The sequence below is a fragment of the Aliamphritea hakodatensis genome (assembly GCF_024347195.1).
Classification (GTDB): Bacteria; Pseudomonadota; Gammaproteobacteria; order Pseudomonadales; family Balneatricaceae; genus Amphritea; species Amphritea hakodatensis.
Window position 1 is genome coordinate 3,840,989 of the sequence record NZ_AP025281.1, and the last position, 24,475, is coordinate 3,865,463.

The 24,475-nt window shown below is 53.7% G+C and carries 26 protein-coding genes; 14 read left to right on the forward strand and 12 right to left on the reverse strand.

The window, feature by feature from the left end:
- Window positions 1-32: 32 nt before the first annotated feature.
- The gene (gene grxD / locus PCI15_RS17545) at window positions 33-365 is read right to left on the reverse strand and encodes a Grx4 family monothiol glutaredoxin (protein WP_271271225.1); all 333 of its coding nucleotides are present in this window, start codon (window positions 363-365) and stop codon (window positions 33-35) included.
- Window positions 366-688: 323 nt separating this feature from the next.
- Here grxD and PCI15_RS17550 point away from each other — a divergent pair, with 323 nt between their 5' ends.
- The 4 genes from PCI15_RS17550 to PCI15_RS17565 all read left to right on the forward strand — a co-directional run bounded on the left by PCI15_RS17550 (window position 689) and on the right by PCI15_RS17565 (window position 4,355).
- Entirely contained in the window at window positions 689-1,873 is a 1,185-nt protein-coding gene (locus PCI15_RS17550; protein WP_271271226.1) for an aspartate aminotransferase family protein, read from the forward strand.
- Window positions 1,874-1,933: 60 nt separating this feature from the next.
- Window positions 1,934-2,848 (forward strand): ornithine carbamoyltransferase, encoded by a 915-nt coding sequence (argF, locus tag PCI15_RS17555; RefSeq protein ID WP_271271227.1) that lies wholly within the window; start codon window positions 1,934-1,936, stop codon window positions 2,846-2,848.
- Window positions 2,849-2,976: 128 nt separating this feature from the next.
- The gene (locus PCI15_RS17560; protein WP_271271228.1) at window positions 2,977-3,891 is read left to right on the forward strand and encodes a LysR family transcriptional regulator; all 915 of its coding nucleotides are present in this window, start codon (window positions 2,977-2,979) and stop codon (window positions 3,889-3,891) included.
- Window positions 3,888-4,355 (forward strand): DUF6942 family protein, encoded by a 468-nt coding sequence (locus tag PCI15_RS17565; RefSeq protein WP_271271229.1) that lies wholly within the window; start codon window positions 3,888-3,890, stop codon window positions 4,353-4,355. Before PCI15_RS17560 ends, PCI15_RS17565 begins: the two co-directional genes overlap by 4 nt.
- Here the strand turns inward: PCI15_RS17565 and PCI15_RS17570 are convergent.
- Window positions 4,329-5,975 carry a sensor domain-containing diguanylate cyclase gene (locus tag PCI15_RS17570; RefSeq protein WP_271271230.1) on the reverse strand — a complete coding sequence of 549 codons (1,647 nt, stop codon included), beginning with the start codon at window positions 5,973-5,975 and terminating at the stop codon, window positions 4,329-4,331. The genes PCI15_RS17565 and PCI15_RS17570 overlap by 27 nt on opposite strands.
- A gap of 239 nt (window positions 5,976-6,214) precedes the next feature.
- A complete protein-coding gene (locus PCI15_RS17575) occupies window positions 6,215-6,613 on the reverse strand; it encodes a carboxymuconolactone decarboxylase family protein (protein ID WP_271271231.1) in 399 nt (132 codons plus the stop codon).
- A gap of 190 nt (window positions 6,614-6,803) precedes the next feature.
- On the opposite strand from PCI15_RS17575, the gene PCI15_RS17580 reads away from it, so the two are divergent.
- Window positions 6,804-7,553, forward strand: coding sequence for an SDR family NAD(P)-dependent oxidoreductase (locus tag PCI15_RS17580; protein ID WP_271271232.1), 750 nt, complete (start codon window positions 6,804-6,806; stop codon window positions 7,551-7,553).
- A 2-nt stretch (window positions 7,554-7,555) separates the two neighbouring features.
- Complete coding sequence (locus tag PCI15_RS17585; protein WP_271271233.1) at window positions 7,556-8,413, forward strand: amidohydrolase family protein; 858 nt, start codon at window positions 7,556-7,558, stop codon at window positions 8,411-8,413.
- 12 nt (window positions 8,414-8,425) lie between these two features.
- Here PCI15_RS17585 and PCI15_RS17590 read toward each other — a convergent pair whose 3' ends face one another.
- The 3 genes from PCI15_RS17590 to PCI15_RS17600 form a co-directional block, all read right to left on the reverse strand.
- Entirely contained in the window at window positions 8,426-9,889 is a 1,464-nt protein-coding gene (locus tag PCI15_RS17590) for an NAD-dependent succinate-semialdehyde dehydrogenase (RefSeq protein ID WP_271271234.1), read from the reverse strand.
- Between the two features lie 106 nt (window positions 9,890-9,995).
- Window positions 9,996-10,376 (reverse strand): carboxymuconolactone decarboxylase family protein, encoded by a 381-nt coding sequence (locus PCI15_RS17595; RefSeq protein ID WP_271271235.1) that lies wholly within the window; start codon window positions 10,374-10,376, stop codon window positions 9,996-9,998.
- Window positions 10,377-10,387: 11 nt separating this feature from the next.
- The gene (locus tag PCI15_RS17600) at window positions 10,388-11,035 is read right to left on the reverse strand and encodes a GntR family transcriptional regulator (protein WP_271271236.1); all 648 of its coding nucleotides are present in this window, start codon (window positions 11,033-11,035) and stop codon (window positions 10,388-10,390) included.
- 263 nt (window positions 11,036-11,298) lie between these two features.
- On the opposite strand from PCI15_RS17600, the gene PCI15_RS17605 reads away from it, so the two are divergent.
- The 6 genes from PCI15_RS17605 to PCI15_RS17630 all read left to right on the forward strand — a co-directional run bounded on the left by PCI15_RS17605 (window position 11,299) and on the right by PCI15_RS17630 (window position 17,911).
- Window positions 11,299-11,898, forward strand: a complete 600-nt coding sequence (locus tag PCI15_RS17605) for an amino acid synthesis family protein (protein ID WP_271271237.1) — start codon at window positions 11,299-11,301, stop codon at window positions 11,896-11,898.
- A complete protein-coding gene (locus tag PCI15_RS17610; RefSeq protein ID WP_271271238.1) occupies window positions 11,870-12,703 on the forward strand; it encodes an alpha/beta fold hydrolase in 834 nt (277 codons plus the stop codon). Before PCI15_RS17605 ends, PCI15_RS17610 begins: the two co-directional genes overlap by 29 nt.
- Complete coding sequence (locus PCI15_RS17615; protein ID WP_271271239.1) at window positions 12,696-13,604, forward strand: flavin reductase family protein; 909 nt, start codon at window positions 12,696-12,698, stop codon at window positions 13,602-13,604. Before PCI15_RS17610 ends, PCI15_RS17615 begins: the two co-directional genes overlap by 8 nt.
- A gap of 14 nt (window positions 13,605-13,618) precedes the next feature.
- Window positions 13,619-14,653 (forward strand): LLM class flavin-dependent oxidoreductase, encoded by a 1,035-nt coding sequence (locus PCI15_RS17620; protein WP_271271240.1) that lies wholly within the window; start codon window positions 13,619-13,621, stop codon window positions 14,651-14,653.
- 14 nt (window positions 14,654-14,667) lie between these two features.
- On the forward strand, window positions 14,668-16,152 hold the full coding sequence (locus PCI15_RS17625) for an aldehyde dehydrogenase (RefSeq protein WP_271271241.1): 1,485 nt from the start codon (window positions 14,668-14,670) through the stop codon (window positions 16,150-16,152).
- A gap of 97 nt (window positions 16,153-16,249) precedes the next feature.
- Window positions 16,250-17,911: a BCCT family transporter gene (locus PCI15_RS17630; protein WP_271271242.1), complete on the forward strand. Its 1,662-nt coding sequence runs from the start codon at window positions 16,250-16,252 to the stop codon at window positions 17,909-17,911.
- A gap of 63 nt (window positions 17,912-17,974) precedes the next feature.
- Here PCI15_RS17630 and PCI15_RS17635 read toward each other — a convergent pair whose 3' ends face one another.
- Both PCI15_RS17635 and PCI15_RS17640 read right to left on the reverse strand, forming a co-directional pair.
- A complete protein-coding gene (locus PCI15_RS17635) occupies window positions 17,975-19,150 on the reverse strand; it encodes a mandelate racemase/muconate lactonizing enzyme family protein (protein WP_271271243.1) in 1,176 nt (391 codons plus the stop codon).
- Window positions 19,151-19,235: 85 nt separating this feature from the next.
- Window positions 19,236-20,003, reverse strand: a complete 768-nt coding sequence (locus PCI15_RS17640; RefSeq protein WP_271271244.1) for a class II aldolase/adducin family protein — start codon at window positions 20,001-20,003, stop codon at window positions 19,236-19,238.
- Between the two features lie 226 nt (window positions 20,004-20,229).
- Here PCI15_RS17640 and PCI15_RS17645 point away from each other — a divergent pair, with 226 nt between their 5' ends.
- Both PCI15_RS17645 and PCI15_RS17650 read left to right on the forward strand, forming a co-directional pair.
- Window positions 20,230-21,582, forward strand: a complete 1,353-nt coding sequence (locus PCI15_RS17645) for a class II 3-deoxy-7-phosphoheptulonate synthase (RefSeq protein WP_271271245.1) — start codon at window positions 20,230-20,232, stop codon at window positions 21,580-21,582.
- On the forward strand, window positions 21,582-21,911 hold the full coding sequence (locus tag PCI15_RS17650) for a YqcC family protein (RefSeq protein ID WP_271271246.1): 330 nt from the start codon (window positions 21,582-21,584) through the stop codon (window positions 21,909-21,911). Before PCI15_RS17645 ends, PCI15_RS17650 begins: the two co-directional genes overlap by 1 nt.
- A gap of 27 nt (window positions 21,912-21,938) precedes the next feature.
- Here PCI15_RS17650 and PCI15_RS17655 read toward each other — a convergent pair whose 3' ends face one another.
- The 4 genes from PCI15_RS17655 to PCI15_RS17670 are packed head-to-tail and all read right to left on the reverse strand — an operon-like array spanning window position 21,939 to window position 24,188.
- Entirely contained in the window at window positions 21,939-22,337 is a 399-nt protein-coding gene (locus PCI15_RS17655; RefSeq protein WP_271271247.1) for a CBS domain-containing protein, read from the reverse strand.
- Complete coding sequence (locus PCI15_RS17660; protein ID WP_271271248.1) at window positions 22,334-22,684, reverse strand: P-II family nitrogen regulator; 351 nt, start codon at window positions 22,682-22,684, stop codon at window positions 22,334-22,336. The genes PCI15_RS17655 and PCI15_RS17660 overlap by 4 nt, the downstream gene beginning before the upstream one ends.
- 17 nt (window positions 22,685-22,701) lie before the next feature.
- Complete coding sequence (locus PCI15_RS17665; RefSeq protein WP_271271249.1) at window positions 22,702-23,487, reverse strand: DUF1538 domain-containing protein; 786 nt, start codon at window positions 23,485-23,487, stop codon at window positions 22,702-22,704.
- On the reverse strand, window positions 23,487-24,188 hold the full coding sequence (locus PCI15_RS17670) for a DUF1538 domain-containing protein (RefSeq protein WP_271274644.1): 702 nt from the start codon (window positions 24,186-24,188) through the stop codon (window positions 23,487-23,489). Before PCI15_RS17670 ends, PCI15_RS17665 begins: the two co-directional genes overlap by 1 nt.
- Between the last annotated feature and the right edge of the window lie 287 nt (window positions 24,189-24,475).

Sequence of the window (24,475 nt, forward strand, 5' to 3'; positions counted from 1 at the left end):
ATTAATTACCAGCCTGCTGATCCAACTATGACTTATTCGCTTTCAGCCTGACCCGCAGCCGCTTCAGCAATCAGTTCTTTCAGCTCGCCGCTTGCCGCCATTTCAGCAACGATGTCGCAGCCACCGATCAGCTCACCTTTTACCCACAGTTGCGGGAAGGTTGGCCAGTTAGCGTATTTTGGCAGCTCAGAGCGGATTTCCGGATTTTCCAGAATGTTCACAAACGCAAAGCGCTCGCCGCACTCCATCACCGCTTCAACTGTGCGGGAAGAAAAGCCACACTGCGGGAAACGGGGCGTGCCCTTCATGTACAGCAGAATATCATTGGATTCGATCTGCTCTTTAATGGTATCAACGACGCTCATAAGTACACCTTTAAACCTGTCAAAACTTTCGCCCGTTTCTGCGGGGGCGTTAAAAAAAACGCAAGCCTAGCATAAACCCGAGTGATTTACTCAAGAAATATTCGGCCGCCTGTCTGCCCGAATGAGCAGCTGTCTATGCTAATCCCTGTCTTTATAAATCATTGTGACACGGATCAATAAATTCAAGTCCGAAACAGCCTCATTAACAGATAAATTACGGCAAAGATTGCTAAACTTGCGTCGATTGAATAGACTTTTGCGTTTTTTCCACGCCGAGACTTCTTCTTTATTGGCGATGGGTCCATGTTGCAGAGAGGGACTTTATGTCTACACAGCCCATAATGAACACTTATGCACGCCTGTCCGTCGCCTTTGATCACGGCGAAGGTTCCTGGCTGTATGATACCGATGGCCACAAGTATCTGGACGCGCTGAGCGGCATTGCCGTTTGCGGTCTGGGTCACGCGCACCCGGCGGTTACCACCGCGATCAGCGAACAGGCCAGCCAGCTTATTCATACCTCAAACCTGTACACCATTCCGAACCAGGAACGTCTGGCCCGCCGTCTGACCCAGATCTCCGGCATGGACAGCGTCTTCTTCGGTAACTCCGGTGCAGAAGCTAACGAAGCGGCCATTAAACTGGCCCGTCGCTACGGTCACGGTAAAGGCATCGATCAGCCGGTCACAATCGTCATGGACGGTTCTTTCCATGGCCGTACGATGGCGACTCTGAGCGCCACCGGTAACCGTGCAGTCCAGGCTGGCTTTGAGCCACTGGTCAGCGGTTTTGTCCGGGCACCGTTCAATGACGTTGACGCTGTGCGTAAGATTGCTGCCAACAACCCGAACGTTGTAGCAATTCTGGTTGAACCGATTCAGGGTGAAGGCGGCGTGGTTATCCCCGCTGATGATTACCTGAACCAGTTGCGGGATATCTGCGACGAACACGACTGGCTGCTGATGCTGGATGAAGTTCAGACCGGCAACGGCCGTACCGGCAGCTACTTTGCGTACCAGCAAAACAATATTCTTCCTGATGTGGTGACCACAGCTAAAGGTCTGGGTAACGGTGTGCCGATCGGTGCCTGTCTGGCCCGTGGTAAAGCGGCTGAGATCCTGATTCCGGGTACCCACGGCTCCACATACGGTGGCAACCCGCTTTGCTGTGCCGCAGCACTGGCGGTGGTCGATACCATCACCAATGACAAGCTGGACCAGCGGGCTGCGGAACTGGGCGACCAGATTGCCGACGGTTTCCGCGATCAGCTGGGCGGTTCTGAAAGCGTTAAGGAAGTACGTAACAAAGGCATGATGATTGCCATTGAACTGAGCGAAGCCGGTTCCGAACTGGCAGTGCTTGCGAAGGTAAAAGGTGTACTGCTGAACATTACCGGTGGCGGTAAAGTGGTACGTCTGTTACCGCCTCTGACGATGACCGACAGCGAAGCCAAACTGCTGGTAAACACTGTATCGCGCATCATCAAGGTTTATATGGCTGACGAATAACCGCCAGCTCTGATTCATTAACGAAATTAAGGAGGCCTGATTCGTCAGGCCCTTTTTATTATGACAACAAGACATTTCTTAACCCTGCTAGATTTAACGCCCGATGAACTGAAAGCGCTGATCCGTCGCGCGGTGGAACTGAAGCGAATTCGCAACAGTGGTGAGATTTACGAGCCATTGAAAAACCAGGTACTGGCGATGATTTTTGAAAAATCCTCCACCCGTACCCGCGTATCTTTCGAGGCCGGCATGGCACAGTTTGGCGGCCACGCACTCTTCTTGTCATCCCGCGATACGCAGCTGGGCCGTGGTGAACCGGTTGAAGACAGCGCCAAGGTAATCTCCAGCATGTGCGATGCGGTGATGATCCGTACCTTCTCACATGACTCGGTCGAAACCTTCGCCGCTAATTCCAGTGTACCTGTTATCAATGCCCTGACCGATGATTACCATCCGTGTCAGTTGCTGGCTGATATGCAGACCTATTACGAACACCGTGGCGACATCCAGGGCAAAACAGTGACCTGGGTAGGTGATGGCAACAACATGTGTCACTCCTACATAAACGCTGCCCGCCAGTTCGACTTCCACCTGAACATTGCCTGCCCGGAAGGCTTTGATCCGAATGCTGAGCTGGTTGCTGCCAATAAAGACCGCATCAGCATCTACCGCACGCCGGAAGAAGCAATCAAAGACTCCCACCTGGTGGTCACCGATGTATGGGCATCCATGGGTCAGGAAGAAGAACAGAAAGAACGCGAAGCAGCCTTCACCGGCTATCAGGTTACCTCTGCGCTGATGGATACCGCTGATAAAGAAGCACTGTTCATGCACTGTCTGCCGGCACACCGTGGTGAGGAAGTCAGCGCTGAGCTGATGGACAATGATCCCCGTTCCGTTGTCTTTGATGAAGCAGAAAACCGCCTGCACGCCCAGAAAGCGCTGCTGGAACTGCTGATGGTTGGCAGCCAGTAATCTGCTTCCTTAACCGCCTTACCCCTGTCACAAAGTGCAGGGGTAAGTGGTTACTCTACGGCAATGCCGTCAAGGTACGACAGTTCATACTATACTCATATCTAAGTTGAAGTTGAGGTTAACCGCGTATGATCGAGCTTCGTCATTTAAAAACACTCTCTGCACTGCGTGACACCGGAAGTCTGGTTGATGCGGCAGACCGCATTCATCTCACCCAGTCTGCCCTGTCGCATCAGATCAAAGATCTGGAAGACCGCCTCGACTGCTCCCTGTTTATCCGCAAAACCAAACCTATCTGTTTCACCAGCGCCGGCCAGCGCATTCTGGCACTGGCCGATGAAGTGTTACCTATGGTGCGCAACGCTGAGCGGGATATCGCCCGCTTGGCGGGCGGAGAGGCCGGCCGGCTGAATATCTGTATTGAGTGTCACAGCTGCTTTGACTGGCTGATGCCCACCATTGATCATTTCCGCCAGAACTGGCCGGAAGTGGAGATGGACCTGTCTACCGGCTTCAGTTTTCTGCCCCTGCCGGCACTGGCCCGGGGCGACCTGGACCTGGTCATCACTGCAGATCCGGAAGAGCGTAACGGCATTACCTACATTCCGCTGTTCACTTATGAATCTGTGCTGGCCATTTCCAAGCAGCACCGTCTGGTCGCCAAACGGCATATCCAGCCACAGGATCTGGCCAGCGAAGTGCTGATCACCTACCCGGTTGAATCCCACCGGCTGGATGTCTTCAAACATTTTCTGGAACCGGCAGATATTGAGCCGGCCAGCATCCGCACTTCTGAACTGACCGTGATGATCATGCAGCTGGTCGCCAGCGGACGCGGTGTGTCTGCACTGCCTAACTGGGCAATACATCAGTACATCGAACAGAACTACATCAGCGCCAGGCCTCTGGGCGAAAAAGGTGTCTGGTGTACCCTGTATGCGGCCATCCGTGATGACCAGAAAGATGCTGACTTCATGCTGGACTTCCTCAGCACCGCCAAGGAAATTACCTTTAAAAACCTCAGCGGCATTAAATCTGCATGAATGAGCGCCTTTCCAGTCTGGGAAATCCGCATGCAGAGATACGCCTTTATCTGCCCACCCCGCCGGCACTGGAAAACGGCTGGCAGGGCTATGATGATACTGTGCGCCAGAACGGCAACCACTGGCGGAAGATCCTGATTATTCTTTCTAAGATCGTGGCACAGACAGACGACTGGCGATATCACCGGGATAACCGGTTGCTAGAAAGTGAAGCCATCGACTTCAGTAACCAGCTGAACAGCCGGGCGGCACTTCACCTGGTCGCCGGAAAAGCCAGTTGGGAAAGGTTGGGGCTGGTGCGGGCTGACCAGTCTCCTGCCGACGCAGGCTTTACTGCACTGGATGACAGCACAGTGTTATGGCGCAGGGATAATCTGATTCTTACCCCGTATCCGGATTATCGTCAGTTTCCCAACCGGCAGATTGACTGTCTGCGCTCAGCGCTCGGGAACGATCTCCGGTAAAGGCTGTATAGCCCCTTCTTCACAACAGTTACGGCCATTTTCCTTCGCCTGATACAGGGCCTTATCCGCAGCGAGATACAGCTGCTCAAAACTGACTTTATTTGCCGGCGCTTCAGAAATACCTACCGAGAGGGTCAGCATACCCATTTCCGGAAACGCCTGCGCCGCTACCTCACTGTAACGCTGCCGTAACCATTCCGCCTTCGCCCGTGCTTTACCGGGAAGCGCACCGGGCATCAGCAGGACAAATTCCTCACCACCATAACGGCAGATGACATCACTGCTGCGGCACTCATCCGCCATCAGGCGGGCAATCAGGCGGATAACATCATCCCCTCGCTTATGCCCGAACTCATCATTAACCCGTTTAAAGCGGTCCAGATCCAGCATCAACATGCCTACAAGCTGCGGGTTATCGGGCACAAAAATCTCTTCGCTCAGGGTTTCCAGCATCCGCCGGTTAAACAGCCCGGTTAACACATCATGGGTGGCCTGATACTCAAGGGTATCTTTAAGATCGGTGACTTCTTTGATTTTGGTCTGCAGCGCATCATTATAACTGCGCACCTGATTTTCCAGCCGCTTCTGTTCAGTAATATCCGTCGACAGGCCAATATAACTGTCAATTTCGCCCGCTTCATTGCGTAATGGAATTTTCACCGTCCAGTAGTAATACACCTCTTCGGGCGTCGCAAAGGATTCGAGGCAATCCACCCGCTCTCCGGTTTCAAACACTTTCCGGTCGGTACAGTCGAACTCCTCCCCCTGAACCTCACCGAGTAAATCATAGTTGTTCTTGCCGAGGATCTGATCCTGAGGCAGCTGAAACAGCGCTTCAGTCTGTTTATTGACGTACTGAAAGCGGCGGTCTTTATCTTTAATGAAGATATAGGCACCCACATTATCCAGAATGGTGGAAAGCCGCTGTTCGCTGATATACAGCCGTTTCTGGGTTTCCTTGAGCTCACTGATATCCATCGAGATACCGAACAGGCCGAGCGGCATGCCTTCATCATCATAAAGCGGTTTCTTAACGGTGAGGTAATCCCGGTATTCATCATGATTCGGCACGTAATTACGCTCTTCCAGCTCCAGCGTAATGCCCCGTTGAATGACCTGGCTGTCGGTCTGTTCGATCATTTTCTGCCCGGTTTCAGCATCAAACAGCTGGCAATCGTTGGCGCCCACAATCTCCTGTGGCGTAAGATTAAACAGCTCACACACCTGTTTATTCGCGTAGGTGTAGTTGTAATTCACATCTTTGCAGTAAACGTAGGCACCAAGATTATCCAGCATGGCATAGAAGTTCTGCCGCTCATTATCACTGAGCTCCGGCCGACTTAAATGGACAGCAAGCACACTGCGGCCCTCTTCCTGGATATCAGAACAGCAGAGCAGAAACGCTTTTTCACCCAGATATACCTGAGTATTTTTAACGGTACGGGCGGTTTCAATTGCCGGTAAGAGAACCTGTTGCCAGGTATCAAGGCCAGCGGGCGAGCTGATATCCAGCCCGGTGAGCAGGGCTGCCTTAGCATTCACCAGTAACGGTTCAGAAGGATCAGCACCCAGTAAAATATAGGCCTGCTCCAGTTGCGCAAATACATTCAATAAAGACAAATCCAGCCCCCTGTGCGAACGACAAATACCATAAGCCGGTTAACGACCGTTACCCTGATGTCTGTCTCCGTGCCAACTGCTGATGAGCCGGTCAGCACAGCTTAAAGTGCTGTGCCAGAGAGCTTCCTGACCCGAAACTGAAAACACCCCGTTTTAAATTTCATTGTGCTACAACAGCACCGCAAATGGCTATTCATTCGCTAACCATTGCGGTGTATACACTGCTATCCCTAAAACATCTAAACCTGATCCGCTGACTGCTCCTGCTGCCAGGCATCAATCACTTCCTGCGCCGCCCGGAACGCTTCCTGCGCGGCAGGTGCGCCGCAATACACAATTGAATGCAGCAGAACTTCCTGAATTTCGGCGACGCTGCAACCATTATTCAGTGCTCCCCGCACATGACCCTTCAGTTCCTGTGGCGCTTTCAGTGCCGCCAACATGGCAATGGTCACCAGTGACCGGGTGGAACGTGGCAAGCCTTCTCTCTGCCAGGTTGATCCCCAGGCATGTTCGTTAATCCAGTCCTGTACTGGCTGGGTTAACTCGGTGGTATTATCAACGGCCCGCTGAACAAAAAATTCGCCCATAACCTCGGTACGAACCTGCAAACCTTTTTCATAATCCTGCTGTGACATATGCTGCTTCCTGAAACTATTGTTATCTCTCTTTACGGAGTATCAGCAACTTATAGGAGCCCTCCGCAAAACACCAGCCTGCACAACCGGCCCCATCGCCATTAATGGTTTTTTACAGTTTGCAGCAGAAAAATTATGCCAACCACGGGGATTGCACGGATGCTTATAGTAAAATCACCATGAACAAAACATGAAGACGGAATCTAAACGGATGCAGAAAACAGCAATTGTGACCGGTGGCAGTAAAGGCATTGGCCTGGCAATCATCGAAAAACTGATTGAGGAAGATTATCAGGTCTTCAATCTGGACATTGCTCCGGGAACATCCGGCCAGCATATCGCCTGCGACATGCGCGATTTTGCACAGGTACAGGCAGCCGTCCGACAGGCAGCAGACACCACCGGTCGCCTTGATGTACTGATCTGCAACGCCGGCATCCACTTTTCGGCCACTATCGAAAACACCCGGGAAGAAGATCTCCAGCGGGTCTTTGATATCAACGTTAAGGGGGCTTTTGCCGCCATTCAGGCCAGCCTGCCCACAATGAAGCAACAGAAAAGCGGCGCAATCGTCATTGTCGGGTCCGATCAGTCTCTGGTGGGGAAACAAAACTCTTTTGCCTATAACCTGACCAAACACGCGCTGGCGTCTATAACCAAAACCACCGCACTGGACTACGCCGCCTATAATATCCGTAGTAATGCAATTTGCCCCGGCACCATTGAAACACCGCTTTATCATCAGGCTATCGATAATTACTGTGAACGTTCAGGGGCAGATAAAGCCAGTATCCATGCAGAAGAAGCCGCCCAACAGCCATTAGGCCGCCTGGGACAGGCTGAAGAAGTAGCTGAACTGGCCTGCTTTCTGGCCAGCGATAAGGCCAGTTTTATCACCGGTAGCCTGCACAGCATTGATGGCGGTTATACGGCCCGTTAATTATGAAAATCATCGACCCTCATTTACACCTGTTTAACCTGCAAGAGGGTGAATACCACTGGTTACAACCGCAGACCCCCCCCTTCTGGGCGGACAAAGCCAGCATCTGCCGGAATTTCAGCGCCGAAGATCTGCGACTGCCGGAGCCGCTGCAACTCAGCGGGCTGGTTCACATTGAGGCTGGCTTTAATAATCAGTCCCCCTGGCTGGAAACCGGCTGGCTGGAAAGCCATTTAAAGGGACACCGCTTCCGCAGCATCGTCTGTGCGGACCTGACCCTCAGCACGGCCGCTTTCACTGTACTGTTAGATCAGGCAGAACAACACAGCTCCGTTGCGGGCATCCGCCATATTCTGGATGATGAGGCCGAACAGCTGCTCAGACAGCCACAGGTTATTCACAACCTGCAACAACTGGCGGATCGGGAATGGATTTTTGAATGCCAGTACCCGTTAACGGATACCCTGGCAACCCGGGAACTGGAAGCACTGCTGAAAGTACATCCGCTGCAGATCATGATTAATCATGCCGGCTTTCCTCCGACAGATCCGGCCGCCCGGCACACATGGCAGGAAAACCTGCAACGTCTGGCCGACTATCCCAGTGTCTCGGTCAAAGCCTCTGGCTGGGAAATGCAGGACCGGCAATACCAGCCTGATCAGGTCGGTGAAACGGTGAATACCTTGCTGGAAGTGTTTGGCGAACGCCGGGTCATGCTGGCAAGCAACTTTCCCCTGTGCCTGTTCAGCAGAGAATATGCTGAGCTGTGGCAAATGTATCAGCAATTGCAGCTCCCCGAAGAGGTGCTGCAACTGCTGTGTCATGATAACGCCCGCCGGCTGTACCGGCTAAGCGACTGATCATGGTGGCGGTCAGATACCGCCCATGCAGATGTATTTGGTTTCCAGGTAGTCATCCAGACCGTACTTGGAACCTTCACGGCCCTGACCGGACTCTTTCACACCGCCGAACGGAATCATCTCAGAGCTGATGGCCACTTCGTTAACCCCGACCATGCCGTATTCAAGGGCTTCAGATACCCGCCAGGTACGGGACATGTTTTCGGTGAACATATACGCCGCCAGACCAAACTCGGTATCGTTGGCCATTTTCACTGCTTCGGCTTCATCGCTGAAACGGAAGATCGGCGCAACCGGCCCAAAGATCTCTTCCTTTGATACCCGCATATCATTGCTCAGATTCGCCAGAACAGTCGGCTGATAGAAATTCTCACCCAGCGCATCAACCTGACCACCGACAGTGACTGCTGCGCCTTTGGCAACCGCATCATCCACCAGATCCTGCACTTTAGCAGAGGCTTTATCCGTGATCAGCGGGCCAATATGAGTACCCTCAGCAAAGCCGTCACCCAGCACAAACTCACTGACTTTGGCCGTGAATTTCTCCACAAAGGCATCATAAACGCTGTCTTCAACCAGAATCCGGTTAGCACAGATACAGGTCTGACCGGCGTTACGGAACTTGGTACCGATGGCACCGGCAACCGCTTTATCCAGATCCGCATCCGCGAATACCAGTACCGGCGCGTTACCGCCCAGCTCCATAGAGGTACGCTTAACCGTGGTAGCACACAGCGCCATCAGTTGCTTGCCTACCGGCGTAGAACCGGTGAAACTGAATTTCTTCACTAACGGGTTGCCGGTCAGCTGTTCGCCGATGGCCGGTGCATTGATACCGGTGACCACGTTAAACAGACCGGCAGGTAAACCGGCACGCTCTGCCAGCTCTGCCAGTGCCAGTGCCGACAGCGGTGTTTCTGCTGCTGGTTTAAGGACCACAGAACAACCCACCGCCAGTGCCGGTGCTGCTTTACGGGTAATCATCGCGTTCGGGAAGTTCCATGGCGTCACCGCTGCAACCACACCGATTGGCTGTTTGATCACCACAGAACGGCGGTCGGCGGTGGTGTTCGGAATCACATCACCGTAAACCCGCTTACCTTCTTCGGCAAACCACTCCGCGTAAGAGGCACCGTAGGCCACCTCACCGCGGGACTCCGCCAGAATCTTGCCCTGTTCAGCGGTCATGATAATGGCCAGATCTTCCTGGTTTTCCAGCATCAGGTCGTGCCACTTGCGCAACACAGCAGAGCGCTCTTTAGCGGTTTTCTGACGCCAGCTTTGCATCGCCGTTTCAGCCGCTTCAATGGCACGGTTGGTTTCAGCCGCCCCCAGGTCAGCGACCTGAGCGATCACTTCGCCGGTGGAAGGATTCGTCACAGCAAAGGTATTGCCGTTATCGGCACCCAGCCATTCACCGTTCACATAAGCCTGGGTTTTCAGCAAACCCGCATCTTTCAGTTGTAAAGTTGTCATAACATTTCTCGCAGACAATAGAATACCTGCCGGCACTGGCCGGCATTCAGAACAGACATACAGTTTAGTTACAGATTAAGGGCGCAGGCACCCGGCAACAGGCTGCTCAGAGCAGTTCCTGTTCCTCAAGTACCTGGCGGGCAATGCGGAAACACTCCACACCCTGAGGTACGCCACAATAAATCGAAATGGCGTGAATACTGGCGCGGATTTCAGCAACGCTGACGCCATTATTGATCGCACCGCGTAAATGCAGTTCCCATTCGTGCATCTTTCCCAGTGCGGCAATCATCGTAAGGTTCATCAGGGAACGGGTCTTGGCATCCAGGGTATCGTCCCCCCAGCCAAAGCCCCAGCACCATTCAGTCATGGCTTCCTGAAACGGACGGTTAAAGTCATCGGCTTTGGCCAGATTATTTTCAACATAGGCGTCGCCCAAGGTCGCTTTACGGCGCTCTAAACCTAACTCAAACAGTGCTTTATCCATCACTTAACCTCTCAGATTAATTGGTATGCCAGCTGCGCCGCTCCTTCCAGATGACTGGCACAGAGTTCGGCTGCCCGGCTGGCATCCTGTTGCTCTATCGCATCAACGATATTGCGTAAATTTTCCGGTCCCCGGGTGCGCCGTTCTCCCTGGCTCAGGGTCAGGGCACGCAACCGGGAAATCCGGGCATTTAACTGTTCGACCAGATCCCAGGAAACGGTTTTACCGCCGGTGGTAAAAATCACCTCGTAAAACTCACAGGTCACTTTCAGTGCCTGTAACACGTCCTGCCGTTCCAGTGACTGAGTAATCTCATCACATAAGCGGCGCAGCTGGCTGACGGTGTCTGCCGTTGCCTGGGTTGCACAGCTGGCAACAGCGGCACACTCAAGCATGCTGCGGATCTGATAGATCTCTTCAACGTCATCGCGCCCGATGGTCGCGACTACATAACCGGCATTGGGAATCCCCACCACCAGCCGCTCACTTTCCAGATGACGGATACATTCACGTACCACCGTCCGGCTGACGCCCATGCTTTCACACAGAGCCCGTTCCACCAGGCGTTCGCCCGGCTTCAGTAAGTCAGCGGTAATCGCATCACGCAGCGACTCCAGGGCGTTTTCTTTCAGGGTCTTAGGTCTGTCTACCTTAAGCATGTATTGGCTGTTCCATGTACTTCTTGTCGGCGCAGCAGAATAACTGTCCGCCTTGTTAAGTTCAGGGTACCAAGGTTACTACCAAAGGAAGTTCAGCCCAATCAATTTTCCCTGCGGCCTCTTTTAAATGCAGCCATCGCCGCTGATTCGCCAGAGATTGCGGTTAAAAAACCCACAAACCGTGTTCATTTTTAGTTTGCATGCCGGAATATTATATGATTGTATACCATAATACAAACACGAAACTGACAACGAGATCTGCCATGACACCTGAAATTCGCAAAGTGGTTTGCTACGAAGAAGAAACCCTGATCGAAGGTTTTAAAGCCTGTGACACCCCGGTAAAGATGTTCGCCGCTGCGGCTGTTATTAAGAACCCCTGGGCAGGACGCTTTGTTGAAAACCTGCGTCCGGAAATCCTCGCATTCGGACCGGTGCTGGGACAGCTGCTGACAGATAAAGTCGCCGCTATGGCCGGCGGTGCGGAAAACATCGAAGCATTCGGTAAAGCAGCGGTCGTCGGTATGAACGGTGAAGTGGAGCATGCATCCGCGCTGATTCACACCCTGCACTTCGGCAACATTTTCCGTGAAGCGGTTGAAGCCAAATCATTCCTGTCATTCACCAACACCCGTGGCCCGGCAAATACGCCTATTATGGTACCGATGATGGATAAGAATGACGGCGGCCGCCGTTCACACTATCTGACACTGCAGTTCAACATCCCTGATGCGCCGGGTGCCGACGAAGTTGTCGTGGTACTGGGTGCATCTACCGGTGGCCGGCCACATCACCGCATCGGTGACCGTTATCAGGAACTGAAGGAGTTGGGCCATGACATTGAAAACCCTGCAGCGGTCTGATTCCGCTAACGGGCTGGCATTTCACCGCAGCGGCAGCGGCGATCCCGTCGTGCTGATCCACGGCGTCGGCCTGCGGGCCGAAGCCTGGTTTCAGCAGTTACCGGCACTGACCCGTGACCACGAAGTATTCGCAGTGGATATGCCAGGCCACGGTGACAGTGCCCTGCTGAACGGGACGGCTCCGAGCCTGACCGCCTATGTCGATCACATCGCCGGCTGGCTGGAAACGAACCTTTCCGGCCCGGCGATGGTTCTGGGCCATTCCATGGGGGCAATGATCGCGGTGCAGCTGGCTGCCCGCTATCCGACCCTGTGTAAAGGTGTGGTGGCGCTGAATGCGGTTTACCGGCGTTCCGATGCCGCCCGTAGCGCAGTGCAGAACCGTGCCCGGCAAATGTGGGAGCACCCTGAACAGGACCGTGTTTCCGCGCCGATTGAGCGCTGGTTTGATTTAAGTGGCGATGATCACGAAATTGCCATGGCAAACCTCTGTGCCAGCTGGCTGGAAGCCGCCCCTGCGGAAGGTTATGCCACTGCATACACAATCTTCAGTGAAGAAGACGGCCCCAGCGATGCCGAACTGGACAGCCTGACAGTTCCGGCCTGGTTCATTACCGGTGACGGTGATCAGAACTCATCGCCAGAAATGTCCCGCCAGATGGCAGCACGCTGCCGGTTTGGTCACGCAGAAGTCATTGAAAACTCGCGGCATATGCTGCAACTCACCCATCCCGATGCAATTAATGCGCTGCTGGAGCAATTTATTTCCTCCTGTAAACAGCCATCAGGAGTCCATCATGAGTAATTTTGATCCCCGCGAATTACGCAACGCTTTCGGATCCTTCATGACCGGTGTAACCGTGGTTACTGCGGTCAGCGAATCCGGTGAAAAAGTTGGCTTTACCGCTAACTCATTTACCTCGGTATCGGTTGAACCGTCGCTGTTACTGGTGTGCCCGGGTAAGAACCTGTCCAGTTTTGAGATCTTCAACAGCTGCAAGCACTTTGCCATTAATATTCTGGCGGAAGACCAGCAGCAAATCTCCAATACTTTCGCCAGCTCAAAAGGTGACCGCTTCGCCGAGATCGACTGGCACGCTGATGAACATGGCAGCCCGCTGATCGATAACGCCGTCGCGCACTTCAGCTGCAGTACCTTTAACCGCATTGACGCCGGCGATCACATTATCCTGATCGGCGAGATCAGTGCTTTCACATCCAACGATAAGCTGGGTCTGGGTTACGCCAAAGGCGGTTACTTCAGCCTGGGCATGGAACACCGCGCCGAACAGCTGAGCAAACATCAGGGCAGCATTGTCGGTGCCATCGTGGAACATGAAGATACCGTCCTCCTGAGCCGCACCAGCCAGGGTTACACCCTGCCGCAGGTGGCTGCCGATGTACAGAAAGGCTCGGTTGAGTCAGTCCGCGAGTATCTTAAGAGCAACGGTCTGAACTGTGAACTGGGGGCGGTTTACTCAATTTACGAGAACCTTGAAGCCAGCCAGAACACCTGTTTCTACCGGGCCAGCAGCGAACAGGCTGACAAAACCCGGCTGGGTGAATACATCGAAGTCAGCAAGCTGGCGGAGCTGGATTATGTCTCTGCAGATATCGCCAGTGTCATGACCCGCTATGCTGATGAAAAGCAGCACGGCGTATTCCGGCTCTACGTCGGCGATCAGCAACACGGCAACATTCACTAGCAAGGAGCCACAGGATGAAATTTTCACTTTTCTCCCATATGGAGCGCACTGACGAAAGTCAGTCTCAGCAGCAACTGTATGATGAATTTCTGTCTTTATGTGAAATGGCGGATCAGGGTGGCATGACCACCATCTGGACCGGCGAGCACCACGGCATGAACTTCACCATTGCGCCGAACCCGTTCCTGAATCTGGTTGACCTTGCTCACCGTACCAAGAATGTCCGTCTGGGCACCGGCACAGTGGTTGCACCGTTCTGGAACCCGATCAAGCTGGCCGGTGAAGCCGCCATGACGGATATTCTGACCGACGGCCGTCTGGAGCTGGGCATTGCCCGTGGCGCTTACTCATTCGAGTATGAGCGTATGGTCGACGGCGGTATTGATGCCTGGGCCGCCGGCGAGCGCTTGCGGGAAATCATCCCTGCGATTCGCGGCCTGTGGGCCGGCGACCACAGCCATGAAGGCAAGCACTACAGCTTCCCGAAGACCACCTCGGCTCCCAAGCCAACCACCGAACAGGGCCCGCCGGTCTGGGTCGCTGCCCGTGACATTAACAGCCACGAATTTGCCGTCGAAAACGACTGCAACGTGCAGGTCACACCCTTATGGCAGGGGCTGGAAGAAGTTGAAGGCCTGATGGAAAAATTCAACTCCGCCTGTGCCACCTATGATAAGCGCCCGAAGATCATGATTCTGCAGCACGCTTACATTGGCAAGACAGAAGACGAACTGGCCCGTGCTGCGGCGAAACTCAATGAGTTTTACTGCTACTTCGGCGCCTGGTTTAAAAACGAACGGCCAATTAATCAGGGGCTGATTCAGCAACTGACCCCGGAAGACATTGCCGCTCATCCGTTCTACTCTGCGGAACAGATCCGTAAAGACCTGATGATAGGTACGTCCCAGCAGGTTATTGACCGGCTTAAGCACTATGAAGATCTGGGCTACGATGAGTTTTCATACTGGTCCGATTCCGGCATGACCCGGGAAGAAAAAGAAACCTCCCTGGCCCGCTTCATTGATGAAGTCATGCCGGCGTTCAACTGATTAAGGAGTCTTACATGACGAACCAACCTCACTACCAACTGTTCATTGACGGCCAGTGGCGCGAAGGCTCCGACGCTCAGGTTATGCACAGTACTAACCCGGCGACCGGTGAGCACTGGGCAAGCTTTGCCTGCGCCTCCCCTGCCGACGTGGATGCAACCGTAAAAGCCGCCCGCCGTAACCTTAACGAAGGGCCATGGTCTGAACTGAATGCCACCGCCCGCGGTGCCCTGCTGTACAAACTGGCAGACCTGATCGAAGCCAACGCTGAGAAAATCGGCGCGGTGGAAACCACCGACAGCGGCAAGCTGGCGAAAGAAACCGTCATGCAGACCGGTTATGTGGCTAACTACTACCGCTATTACGCGGGTCTGGCAGACAAAGTTGAAGGCAACACCCTGCCCATCGACAAGCCGGATATGCACGTATACACCACCCCTGAGCCAATCGGTGTGGTCGCAGCAGTAGTGCCGTGGAATGCCCAGATGTTCCTCACCGCCACCAAGCTTGGCCCGGCACTGGCTGCTGGCTGTACCGTGATTCTGAAAGCCTCTGAACTGGCCCCTGCGCCCATGTTCGAACTGGCGAAGCTGATTAAGGAAGCAGGTTTCCCGGACGGCGTTGTGTCTGTTATCACCGGTGATGCACAGAACTGTGCCATCCCGCTGACCTCCCATCCGGATATTGACCGTCTGGCATTTACCGGTGGCCCGGAAACAGCCAAGCACGTGATCCGTAATACCGCAGAAAACTTTGCAGTTACGTCACTGGAACTGGGCGGTAAGTCACCGATCATCGTCTTTGAAGATGCCGACCTGGAAAGTGCTGCTAACGGCCTGATCGCCGGTAACTTCGGTGCTTCCGGTCAGTCCTGTGTGGCCGGTTCCCGGGCATTTATTCAGCGCTCGGTATACGACGAAGTAGTGGCTAAAGTGGCTGAAAAAGCCGGCCATATCGTGATCGGTAACCCACTGGAAGATGCTACCCATATCGGTCCGCTGTGCACCATGGCTCAGATCGAGAACATTGAGCGTACGCTGGCGAAATCTGTTGAACAGGGTGCCACCATCCGTTTCGGCGGTGAACGTGCCGCGGACTGCGGTTCCCAGCATTACTTCAAGCCAACCATGGTTGAATGCCCGAATACTGACATCGCCACCCTGACCACTGAAATGTTCGGTCCGGTGATGTCTGTGGTGGTATTTGATACCGAAGAAGAAGCTATCGCCATGGCCAATGACAGCGTCTACGGCCTTGGCTCCGGCATTTTCACCCAGAACCTGGCGCGGGCGCACCGGGTATCCGGCAAGATTCAGTCCGGCATCTGCTGGGTGAATACCTATCGCGCCATTTCTCCGATTGCCCCGTTCGGTGGCATTAATCAGTCGGGCTATGGCCGTGAAGCAGGTATCCAGGGAATTTTTGACTACATCCGTACCAAAACCACCTGGATCAACATTTCAAGCGAACCCATGAGTAATCCTTTTGTGATGCGCTAGGTAAGCTGAACGAAGCCGCACCGGCCGGTGCGGCATATCCATAAACCAACGAGTCTTCCTCCTGCAATTTTGCCGGGGGCAGTAGGTTTTCGCACTTATGAAAATAAAAAACGCAATAACAGACCTCAATATCCCCACCTCTGAAGGTGGTTTCTATGCTGGTTTCAACCAGTTTGTCACCCTGGGCGCCAAGATCCTGGTTGTCCTGCTGGTGATCTGGGCGGCGATGGATCCGGAAGGTGCCGGTAGCCTGCTCAGTTCACTGCAGAGCTGGTCTTTCGCTAATCTGGGTGCCTGGTACATCTACGTCATGGGCTTTTTTGTCGTTGCCTGTCTGTTCCTGGCGATTATGCCGGGCATCGGTAATGCCAAACTGGGCAAGGCGGATGACAAACCGGAGTTTTCTTACTTTTCCTGGGTTTCCATGATGTTCGGTGCCGGTATCGGTATCGGCATGATGACCTTCGCCACCGCAGAACCCCTGTACCACTTTGCCAATAACCCGGACACCATTCTGGGCCAGGCAACCGCAAACAGTGCCGACAACGTCGTGCCATCCATGAAGTGGGCATTCTTCCACTGGGGCCTGAGCGCCTGGGGCTGCTATGCCATCATCGGTGTCAGCCTGGCATTCTTCAGCTATAACCGTGGCCTGCCGCTGACCATCCGTTCAGCACTGACGCCGTTATTCGGCCGTGCCCTGGAAGGTACACTGGGTCATCTGGTGGATATCGCTGCCGTACTGGCCACCGTACTGGGTGTTGCGGTTACCGTAGGTTTTGGTGTCAGCCAGTATGCCTCCGGCATCTACGAAGTTTTCGGCTTCGAGTGGCTGATCAATGATGATAATTCACCGTCTACCGCGGGTATGCTGTTTGCCCTGATGATTGTCATGGTGCTGTCGATTGTGTCTGCCCTGTCCGGTGTCGGTAAAGGCATTAAGTGGCTGTCGAACCTCAACATGGGTCTGTCCGGCGCACTGTTACTGTTCTTCCTGATCTTCGGCGCAACCGCGTTCGCTCTGGATGCCCTGTTCAGCGGCATGCTGGAATATCTGGCGTTTGTACCGCAGCAGCTGTTTAACTACTGGTCACCGGGCGATACTGATCCGGCCAAGAGCCTGTACTCCTGGCAGTCTGGCTGGTGGACAGTGTTCATCTGGGCATGGTGGATTGCCTTTGCACCTTTCGTGGGTCTGTTCCTGGCCCGGATCTCCAAAGGCCGTACTGTCCGTGAATTCATTCTGGGTGCGATGATTGTGCCAACCCTGGTATCTTTCGTATGGTTCGCCTTCCTGGGCGGTACTGCGATTGATCTGGAACTGAATGGTGCGGCTGCCGGCGCGATCAGCGGGGCAGGTCAGGAAGCACAGCTGTTCATGACGCTGAAGCTGATGGTATCTGAATCGGTTTATCCGATCATGACCCTGCTGATTCTGGTACTGCTGACCACCTTCCTGGTGACCTCAGCAGACTCTGCAATCCTGTGTGTAAACACCATTAACTCTGTTGGTGTGATTCCTAACAAAGGCAAAACCCACATCATTATCTGGGGCGTAATGTTTACTGCGGTCATCGCAGTACTCATGGTTGCCGGCGGTCTGGGGGCGATTAAGTCCGCCATGATTGTCGCGGCGGTGCCGTTCTCAGTCATTATGGCGTTGATGGCCGCATCACTGATCAAAGCACTGATCCGTGATCACCTGCGGGCAAAGGCCGCTAAGGCAGAAACTGCCGGTTCTTCAGAACCGACGATCTGACACTGATACTGTCAGTCATAAAAAAACCGGGGCATGCCCCGGTTTTTCTGTTTTAAGATCGGCTTATTTGATTTCAATCCGCGGTGAACGCATCACCACTTCATCGTTCAGCTCAATGCCGATACCCGGCGCTTCTGACACTTCAAAGAAACCGTTCACCGGCTGCGGGTCCTGAATACACAGCTCACGGTTCCATGACTTAATTGCATAGGTGTGGTGTTCGTGAATCAGGAAGTTCGGAATCGCCGTTTCCAGATGCAGTGAAGCCGCTGTTGCTACCGGGCCACCACAGACGTGTGCCTGAATCCGCACATCGAAGATGTCTGCGTAATCGCATACTTTCTTAGTTTCAGTGAAACCGCCACACAGACCGATATCCGGCTGCAGCACGTCCACACTCTGATCTTCCAGATACGGACGGACCTGCCAGCGGTTATACAGGCGCTCACCGCCGGCGATTGGCACAGCGACCTTATCAGCCACCTTGGCATGCAGCGAATGGTTCAGGTAGTTCACCGGTTCTTCGTAATACATGCAGCCGAATTCTTCCGCGATTTCACCCAGCTGGATGGCGGTAGTCGCCCCCGGCAGTGAGTGGCATTCGAAGATGATATCCACTTCATCGCCCACGGCTTCACGGATCGCTGCCATCCGGGCGCGGTACAGTTTCATCTCCGCTTTAGAGATAATCTTGGTGCGCTCGTAATAAGTGTTGCCGTCCTTATCGTACATGATCGGATCAACCTTCACGGCATCGTAGCCTTCGGCCATCGCCTTCAGCGCCGCTTCCGCATACTGCTCAGGCTGTGACAGGGCTTTAAACTCGCTGTCCCAATCAAACTGCAGCTGAGAGGCATAGGTGCGCAGTTTGTCATTCACCTTACCGCCCAACAGCTGGTACACCGGCAGACCCAGCGCCTTGCCCTTGATGTCCCACAGAGCTGTGTCGATAGCGCTCATTGCCGCATAAACAACCGGGCCGCCGCCCAGGCCCCAGAAAGACTCACGCAGCATCCGCGCCCAGAGTTTTTCGGTCTGGAACGGATCGTGACCGATCAGGAAGGCTTCGGCCATTTCCTTAATCATGTGCGCCGCCGCACTGTGACCCAGGTCATAGGCCAGACCCGCTTCACCCACACCGTTAATTCCTTCATCTGTATGAATACGGACAAATACCGGATTCCAGGGCGGACGTTCAGGGCAGTGAATATCAAATACTTCAACCGAAGTAACTTTCATATGTATCTCCGTATTTCTTAATGCTGCGTTGCATACAGACGCAGCTTTTATAATCTATAACAGCACAGACATTTAAACGTGGGGGTTATTCCATGAAACCCGGATCAAGCTTATAGGCTTTGCGCAGCATCGCCGGCCAGATCTTCTGACCGCCGGTGGTACCGGTATTCACAATTTTCGCCTGCTTATAAATATTATCCAGAATCGGTTGCGGCACTTTCACCGCTTCCTGACCGCTGGCCTGCAGCATCAGCTGAATTTCACAGGCACGCTGCAGATCAAACATGCGCATAAAGGCATCGCCCACTGTTGAGCCAAGGGTCAGACCGCCGTGGTTCACCAGCAGCATATGGTTGGTATCCCCCAGATCGTTCTGCAAACGGGTTTTCTCATCTTCATTCACCGCCAGACCTTCGTAACCGTGATACGACAGCGACGACAGTGAGAACATAGAATACTGGCTGTACGGCAGCAAGCCTTCCTTCTGGGTAGCCACGGCAATGGTGGCCGGGGTGTGCAGGTGCATCACGCAGTGGGCATCTTCACGCACCGCATGTACGGCACTGTGAATGGTAAAGCCGGCCGGGTTAATTTCGTAGGGCGTGTCATCCAGAATGTTACCGTCCAGATCCACCTTCACCAGATTGGAAGCGGTCACCTCATCAAAGGCCAGACCAAAGGCATTCACCAGATACTGATCCGTCCCTTCCAGACGGGCAGAAAGATGTGTGTAGATGATATCGTCCCAGCCCAGATCCGCCACCAGACGGTAGCAGGCCGCCAGATCTACCCGCAACTGCCATTCCTGTTCCGAGACTTTTCCTTTCAAACTGATTTTCGGCAAATCAAACACTGCGCTGCTCCGTACACTTAAGACAATATTGGCAACGATTTTACGTGAAATGACACCGTCTAACCATGCTGCAAATCAGTTCTGCATGTTGCACCGGACAAACCGGCCGGAATATCAGTTGCGAACGCAAATAAATCCCCGCGGGCCTCTTACTTGTTAGCCTCAGGACGGCTACACTATGGCTCCTTAGCGTTATTCATATAATATGGCCATATCGAGTTAAACAATGCAAAACTGGACCCCTGATAGCTGGCAATCCATGCCTATTCTGCAACAGCCGGAATACCAGGATACTGCCGCACTGAAACGTGTAGAACAGAAACTGGCCGAACTTCCACCACTGGTATTCGCCGGTGAAGTTCGATCCTTACATCAGCAACTGGCAGAGGTATCTGCCGGCCGTGCTTTTCTGCTTCAGGGCGGCGACTGCGCCGAAAGTTTTGCCGAGTTTAACGCCACTAACATCCGTGATACTTTCCAGGCAATGATGCAGATGGCGGTGGTCATGACCTTCGCCGGCAGCTGCCCGGTGGTTAAGGTTGCCCGCATCGCCGGCCAGTACGCCAAACCCCGCTCTGCCGGCACTGAAACCATCAACGGTATCGAGCTGCCAAGCTACCGCGGCGATATCATCAATGATATTGAGTTCACCCCGGAAGCACGGACTCCGGACCCGGAGCGTCTGATCCACGCGTATAATCAGGCTACGTCGACACTGAACCTGTTACGTGCTTTTGCACAGGGCGGATTTGCCGATCTGCACAAGGTTCATCAGTGGAACCGTGGTTTCGTTGCGAAAAGCCCGCAGGGCGAGAAGTATCAGCATCTGGCGAAACAGATCGATGATGCGCTGGCCTTCATGGAAGCATGTGGCATCCGCAGCACCAATGTGCCACAGCTGAAAGAAACCCAGCTGTTCACCTCCCATGAAGCGCTGCTGCTGAACTACGAACAGGCACTGACCCGTCGTGACAGCATTACCGAGCACTGGTACAACTGTTCGGCGCACATGCTGTGGATCGGTGACCGTACCCGCCAGCTGGACGGCGCTCACATTGAATTCCTGCGCGGTGTTGAAAACCCGATCGGTATGAAAGTTGGCCCGACTATGAAGCCGGACGAACTGATCGAAATTATCGATACCCTGAACCCGCAAAACCTGCCGGGCCGCCTGACACTGATCAGCCGGATGGGTGCCGACAACATTACCGAAATTCTGCCACCACTGGTCCGCAAGGTGAAGGAAGAAGGCCGCAACGTGGTCTGGAGTTCTGACCCGATGCACGGCAACACCATTAAGGCCAGCAGCGGTTACAAGACCCGCAGTGTTGAGAGCATTCTCAAGGAAATGAAAGGCTTCTTCGAAGTACACCGTGCTGAAGGCACTTACGCCGGCGGTGTTCACTTTGAAATGACCGGTCAGAATGTCACCGAGTGTATCGGTGGTGCTTACCAGATCACGGAAGAAGGTCTGGGTGACCGCTACCACACCCACTGTGATCCGCGTCTGAACGCTGACCAGGCACTGGAACTGGCGTTCCTGATTGCCGATACGCTGAAACAGGCCCGCGGCCGTTAATGTCACCGCAACATCAGCAACTGACTGCAGTTCTGAGCGATATCCGCGCAGAACTGCAGCATCTCAACCGCTGGCAATCCCAGCCACCTTCTGCTGAAGCACTGGCCAGCCAGCAACCCTTTGCAGTAGAGACCCTGAGTTTTTTTGAATGGACACAGTGGATAATGCTGCCACGCTTTGAAGCGCTGATTCAGCAGCAGGCGCCGTTACCGGCAAACTGCAATATCGCCCCGATGGCAGAAACAGCGGTGCAACAGGAAGGTATCGACGGCGCACAGCTGATTACTCTGTTTCACCGTCTGGATCAGATTCTCAATGGTACTCACTGAGAACCTGATTTCTCTCAATTCAACCGCTCAGTCGGCAATCCCCGCCAGAACAATCTCGTTATAGCTGACCACCCCTTTCACTTCGCCTGCGTCAATTACCGGCGCAATCGACAGGCCGAAGTTATCAAACAGCCGGGCGCTGTAGCGAATATCCATCTCCGGCTCCACAGCAATTACCGGCTTGGTCATGATTTCGTAGATATTCACCCGCTCCGGGGCACGGTCTTTTGCCAGCACCTGCTTGGCGATATCCGACAACAGTAAGATACCGTACTCGTCATCATCATTGCGCTTATCAATCAGCAACGCTGCCACATTACGCTGCTTATAGATGGCAATCGCTTCCTTTACTGTCATCAGGCCATCAACAATCGCATAGTCCTGAACCATGACATCCTTAACACGCACCAGCTTACGCTCGCTCATATCTCTTCCTCAACCACATTAGTCAGGGTTTCAATCTGGTGGGCAACCCCCACCGCATCTTCCACATCCAGCTGTATCGCAATGCCCTGCCCCGGCGCACTGTCAAATCCGGCCACCTCAGAAATGGTCTCCAGAATTTTACGGCTCAGATGTTCTTCCACAATAAACAGCAGCACATCCCGCTGGGTTTCCAGGTTAAGACCGAAGAAAGTCTTGGTCTTGTTTACCCCTTCACCGCGGGCATTATTGATCACCGTGGCACCGGTTGCGCCGGCATCACGGGCGGCCTTCATGACCTGATCGGTTTGTGCATCCTCAACGAAAACCACCAGCAATTTAAAATGCATAAATCCTTCCTATCCTTTTATTCTGCCTGTTGCTGACGCGCACTTCGGGCAGCCAGCCAACCGGTAATCTGGGCATAGCCCATAACAGTTATCATCGGAAACAAACTGGCAAATGCGATCAGACCAAAGCCGTCAATTAACGGGCTGCGCCCCGGCACGGTACTGGCCAGCCCCAGCCCCAGTGCAGCCACCAGCGGTACTGTCACTGTCGAGGTGGTTACCCCACCGGAATCATAGGCCAGCGGTACAATCAGCTTGGGTGCAAAGAAGGTCTGAATGACCACGAACACATAGCCGCTGATAATGAACCAGTGGATCGGGTACCCGGTAACAATCCGCCAGGTGCCCAGGCTGATGCCTACCGCCACCCCCAGCGCTACCGCCAAACGCAGCCCCCAGATCCCGATGGCCCCGCCTGACACTTCATTGGCTTTAATGGCCACCGCAATTAACGAAGGCTCTGCAATGGTGGTACTGGCTCCGATCGCAAAGGCGAAAATATAGACCCAGTAGTAATCTTCCCAGGTCAGGCTGCCGGCCACCGCCTCTCCGCCACTGAGAAACAGCGGATCAGTCAGCTGTTCCGCCATCAGACGGCCGATCGGGAACAGGGCTTTTTCCAGCCCCAGCAAGAACAGCGCCAGCCCGACGATGACGTAGGCAAAGCCGCACAAAACCCGTTTCAGATTAGGAATTGGCCGGCGGATAACGAAAATCTGAAAACCAAAAATGATCGCCGCAATCGGAATGACATCCTTGATCGTGGTAAACAGAATACTGAACAGTTGTTCTAACAGTTCCATCAGATCACCATCCCGTATGCCATGACAAAAATCATCGGCGTCAGTGACGCAAAGGCGATCAGGCCAAAGCCGTCAATCATCGGATTACGTCCTTCAATTGACGAAGCGAGTCCGACACCCAGTGCGGTCACCAGCGGCACCGTAATGGTCGAGGTCGTTACACCGCCGGAATCATAAGCAATGCCGATAATCTCCCGTGGCGCAAATGCCGTCATGATCACTACCAGCACATACCCCATCGCGATCATATAGTGAATTGGCCAGCCTTTAAGAATGCGCAGCACCCCTAACACAATGGCCAAACCCACCGAAAATGCCACGGTGTAACGCAGGCCGGATGCATAGCTTGTCATCGCCTCATCACTGGCCAGGATCATGCCGCCTTCAGCAGCCACCTTGGCCGCTTCAGCAGAAACAGCAATCAGCGCCGGCTCTGCCACAGTAGTGCCGAACCCCAGTGCGAACGCAAAGGTCAGTAGCCAGAACACGCTGCCCTTGCGTGCAAACGCATTGGCCAGGGTCTCACCGATGGGAAACAGGCCCATCTCCAGCCCGTAAATAAAAAATGTTAAACCGGCCACCACACACAGCAGCCCGGTCATCACCCCGATAAAGTCCGGTAACGGTTGTTGCAACACAGCGATCTGAAAAAATCCGATGACCAATACAATTGGTAACAGATCCCTCAGACTGCCCAGCATCGACCGCCCCAACGCAAGAAAAGCGCTATTCAAATTTAATCCGCTCCCTCTAATTAATAGTTGTTATCCATTAAAGATATTGTACGCAACTACCCCTTTCTGCTCAGTATCACCGAAGGTTTTTTTCGGCCATTTATTGCGCTTAATCAACTGACGGGGAAACTCACCTACCAGCCCGGAAAAATGACCGGCAGATCACGCCCCGGGAACCTGCAAAAGTGTGCTTAAAACCTTTATAAATCAATACATATACGACTAAAGACTAATGCGCATACAGGGCTGAAATT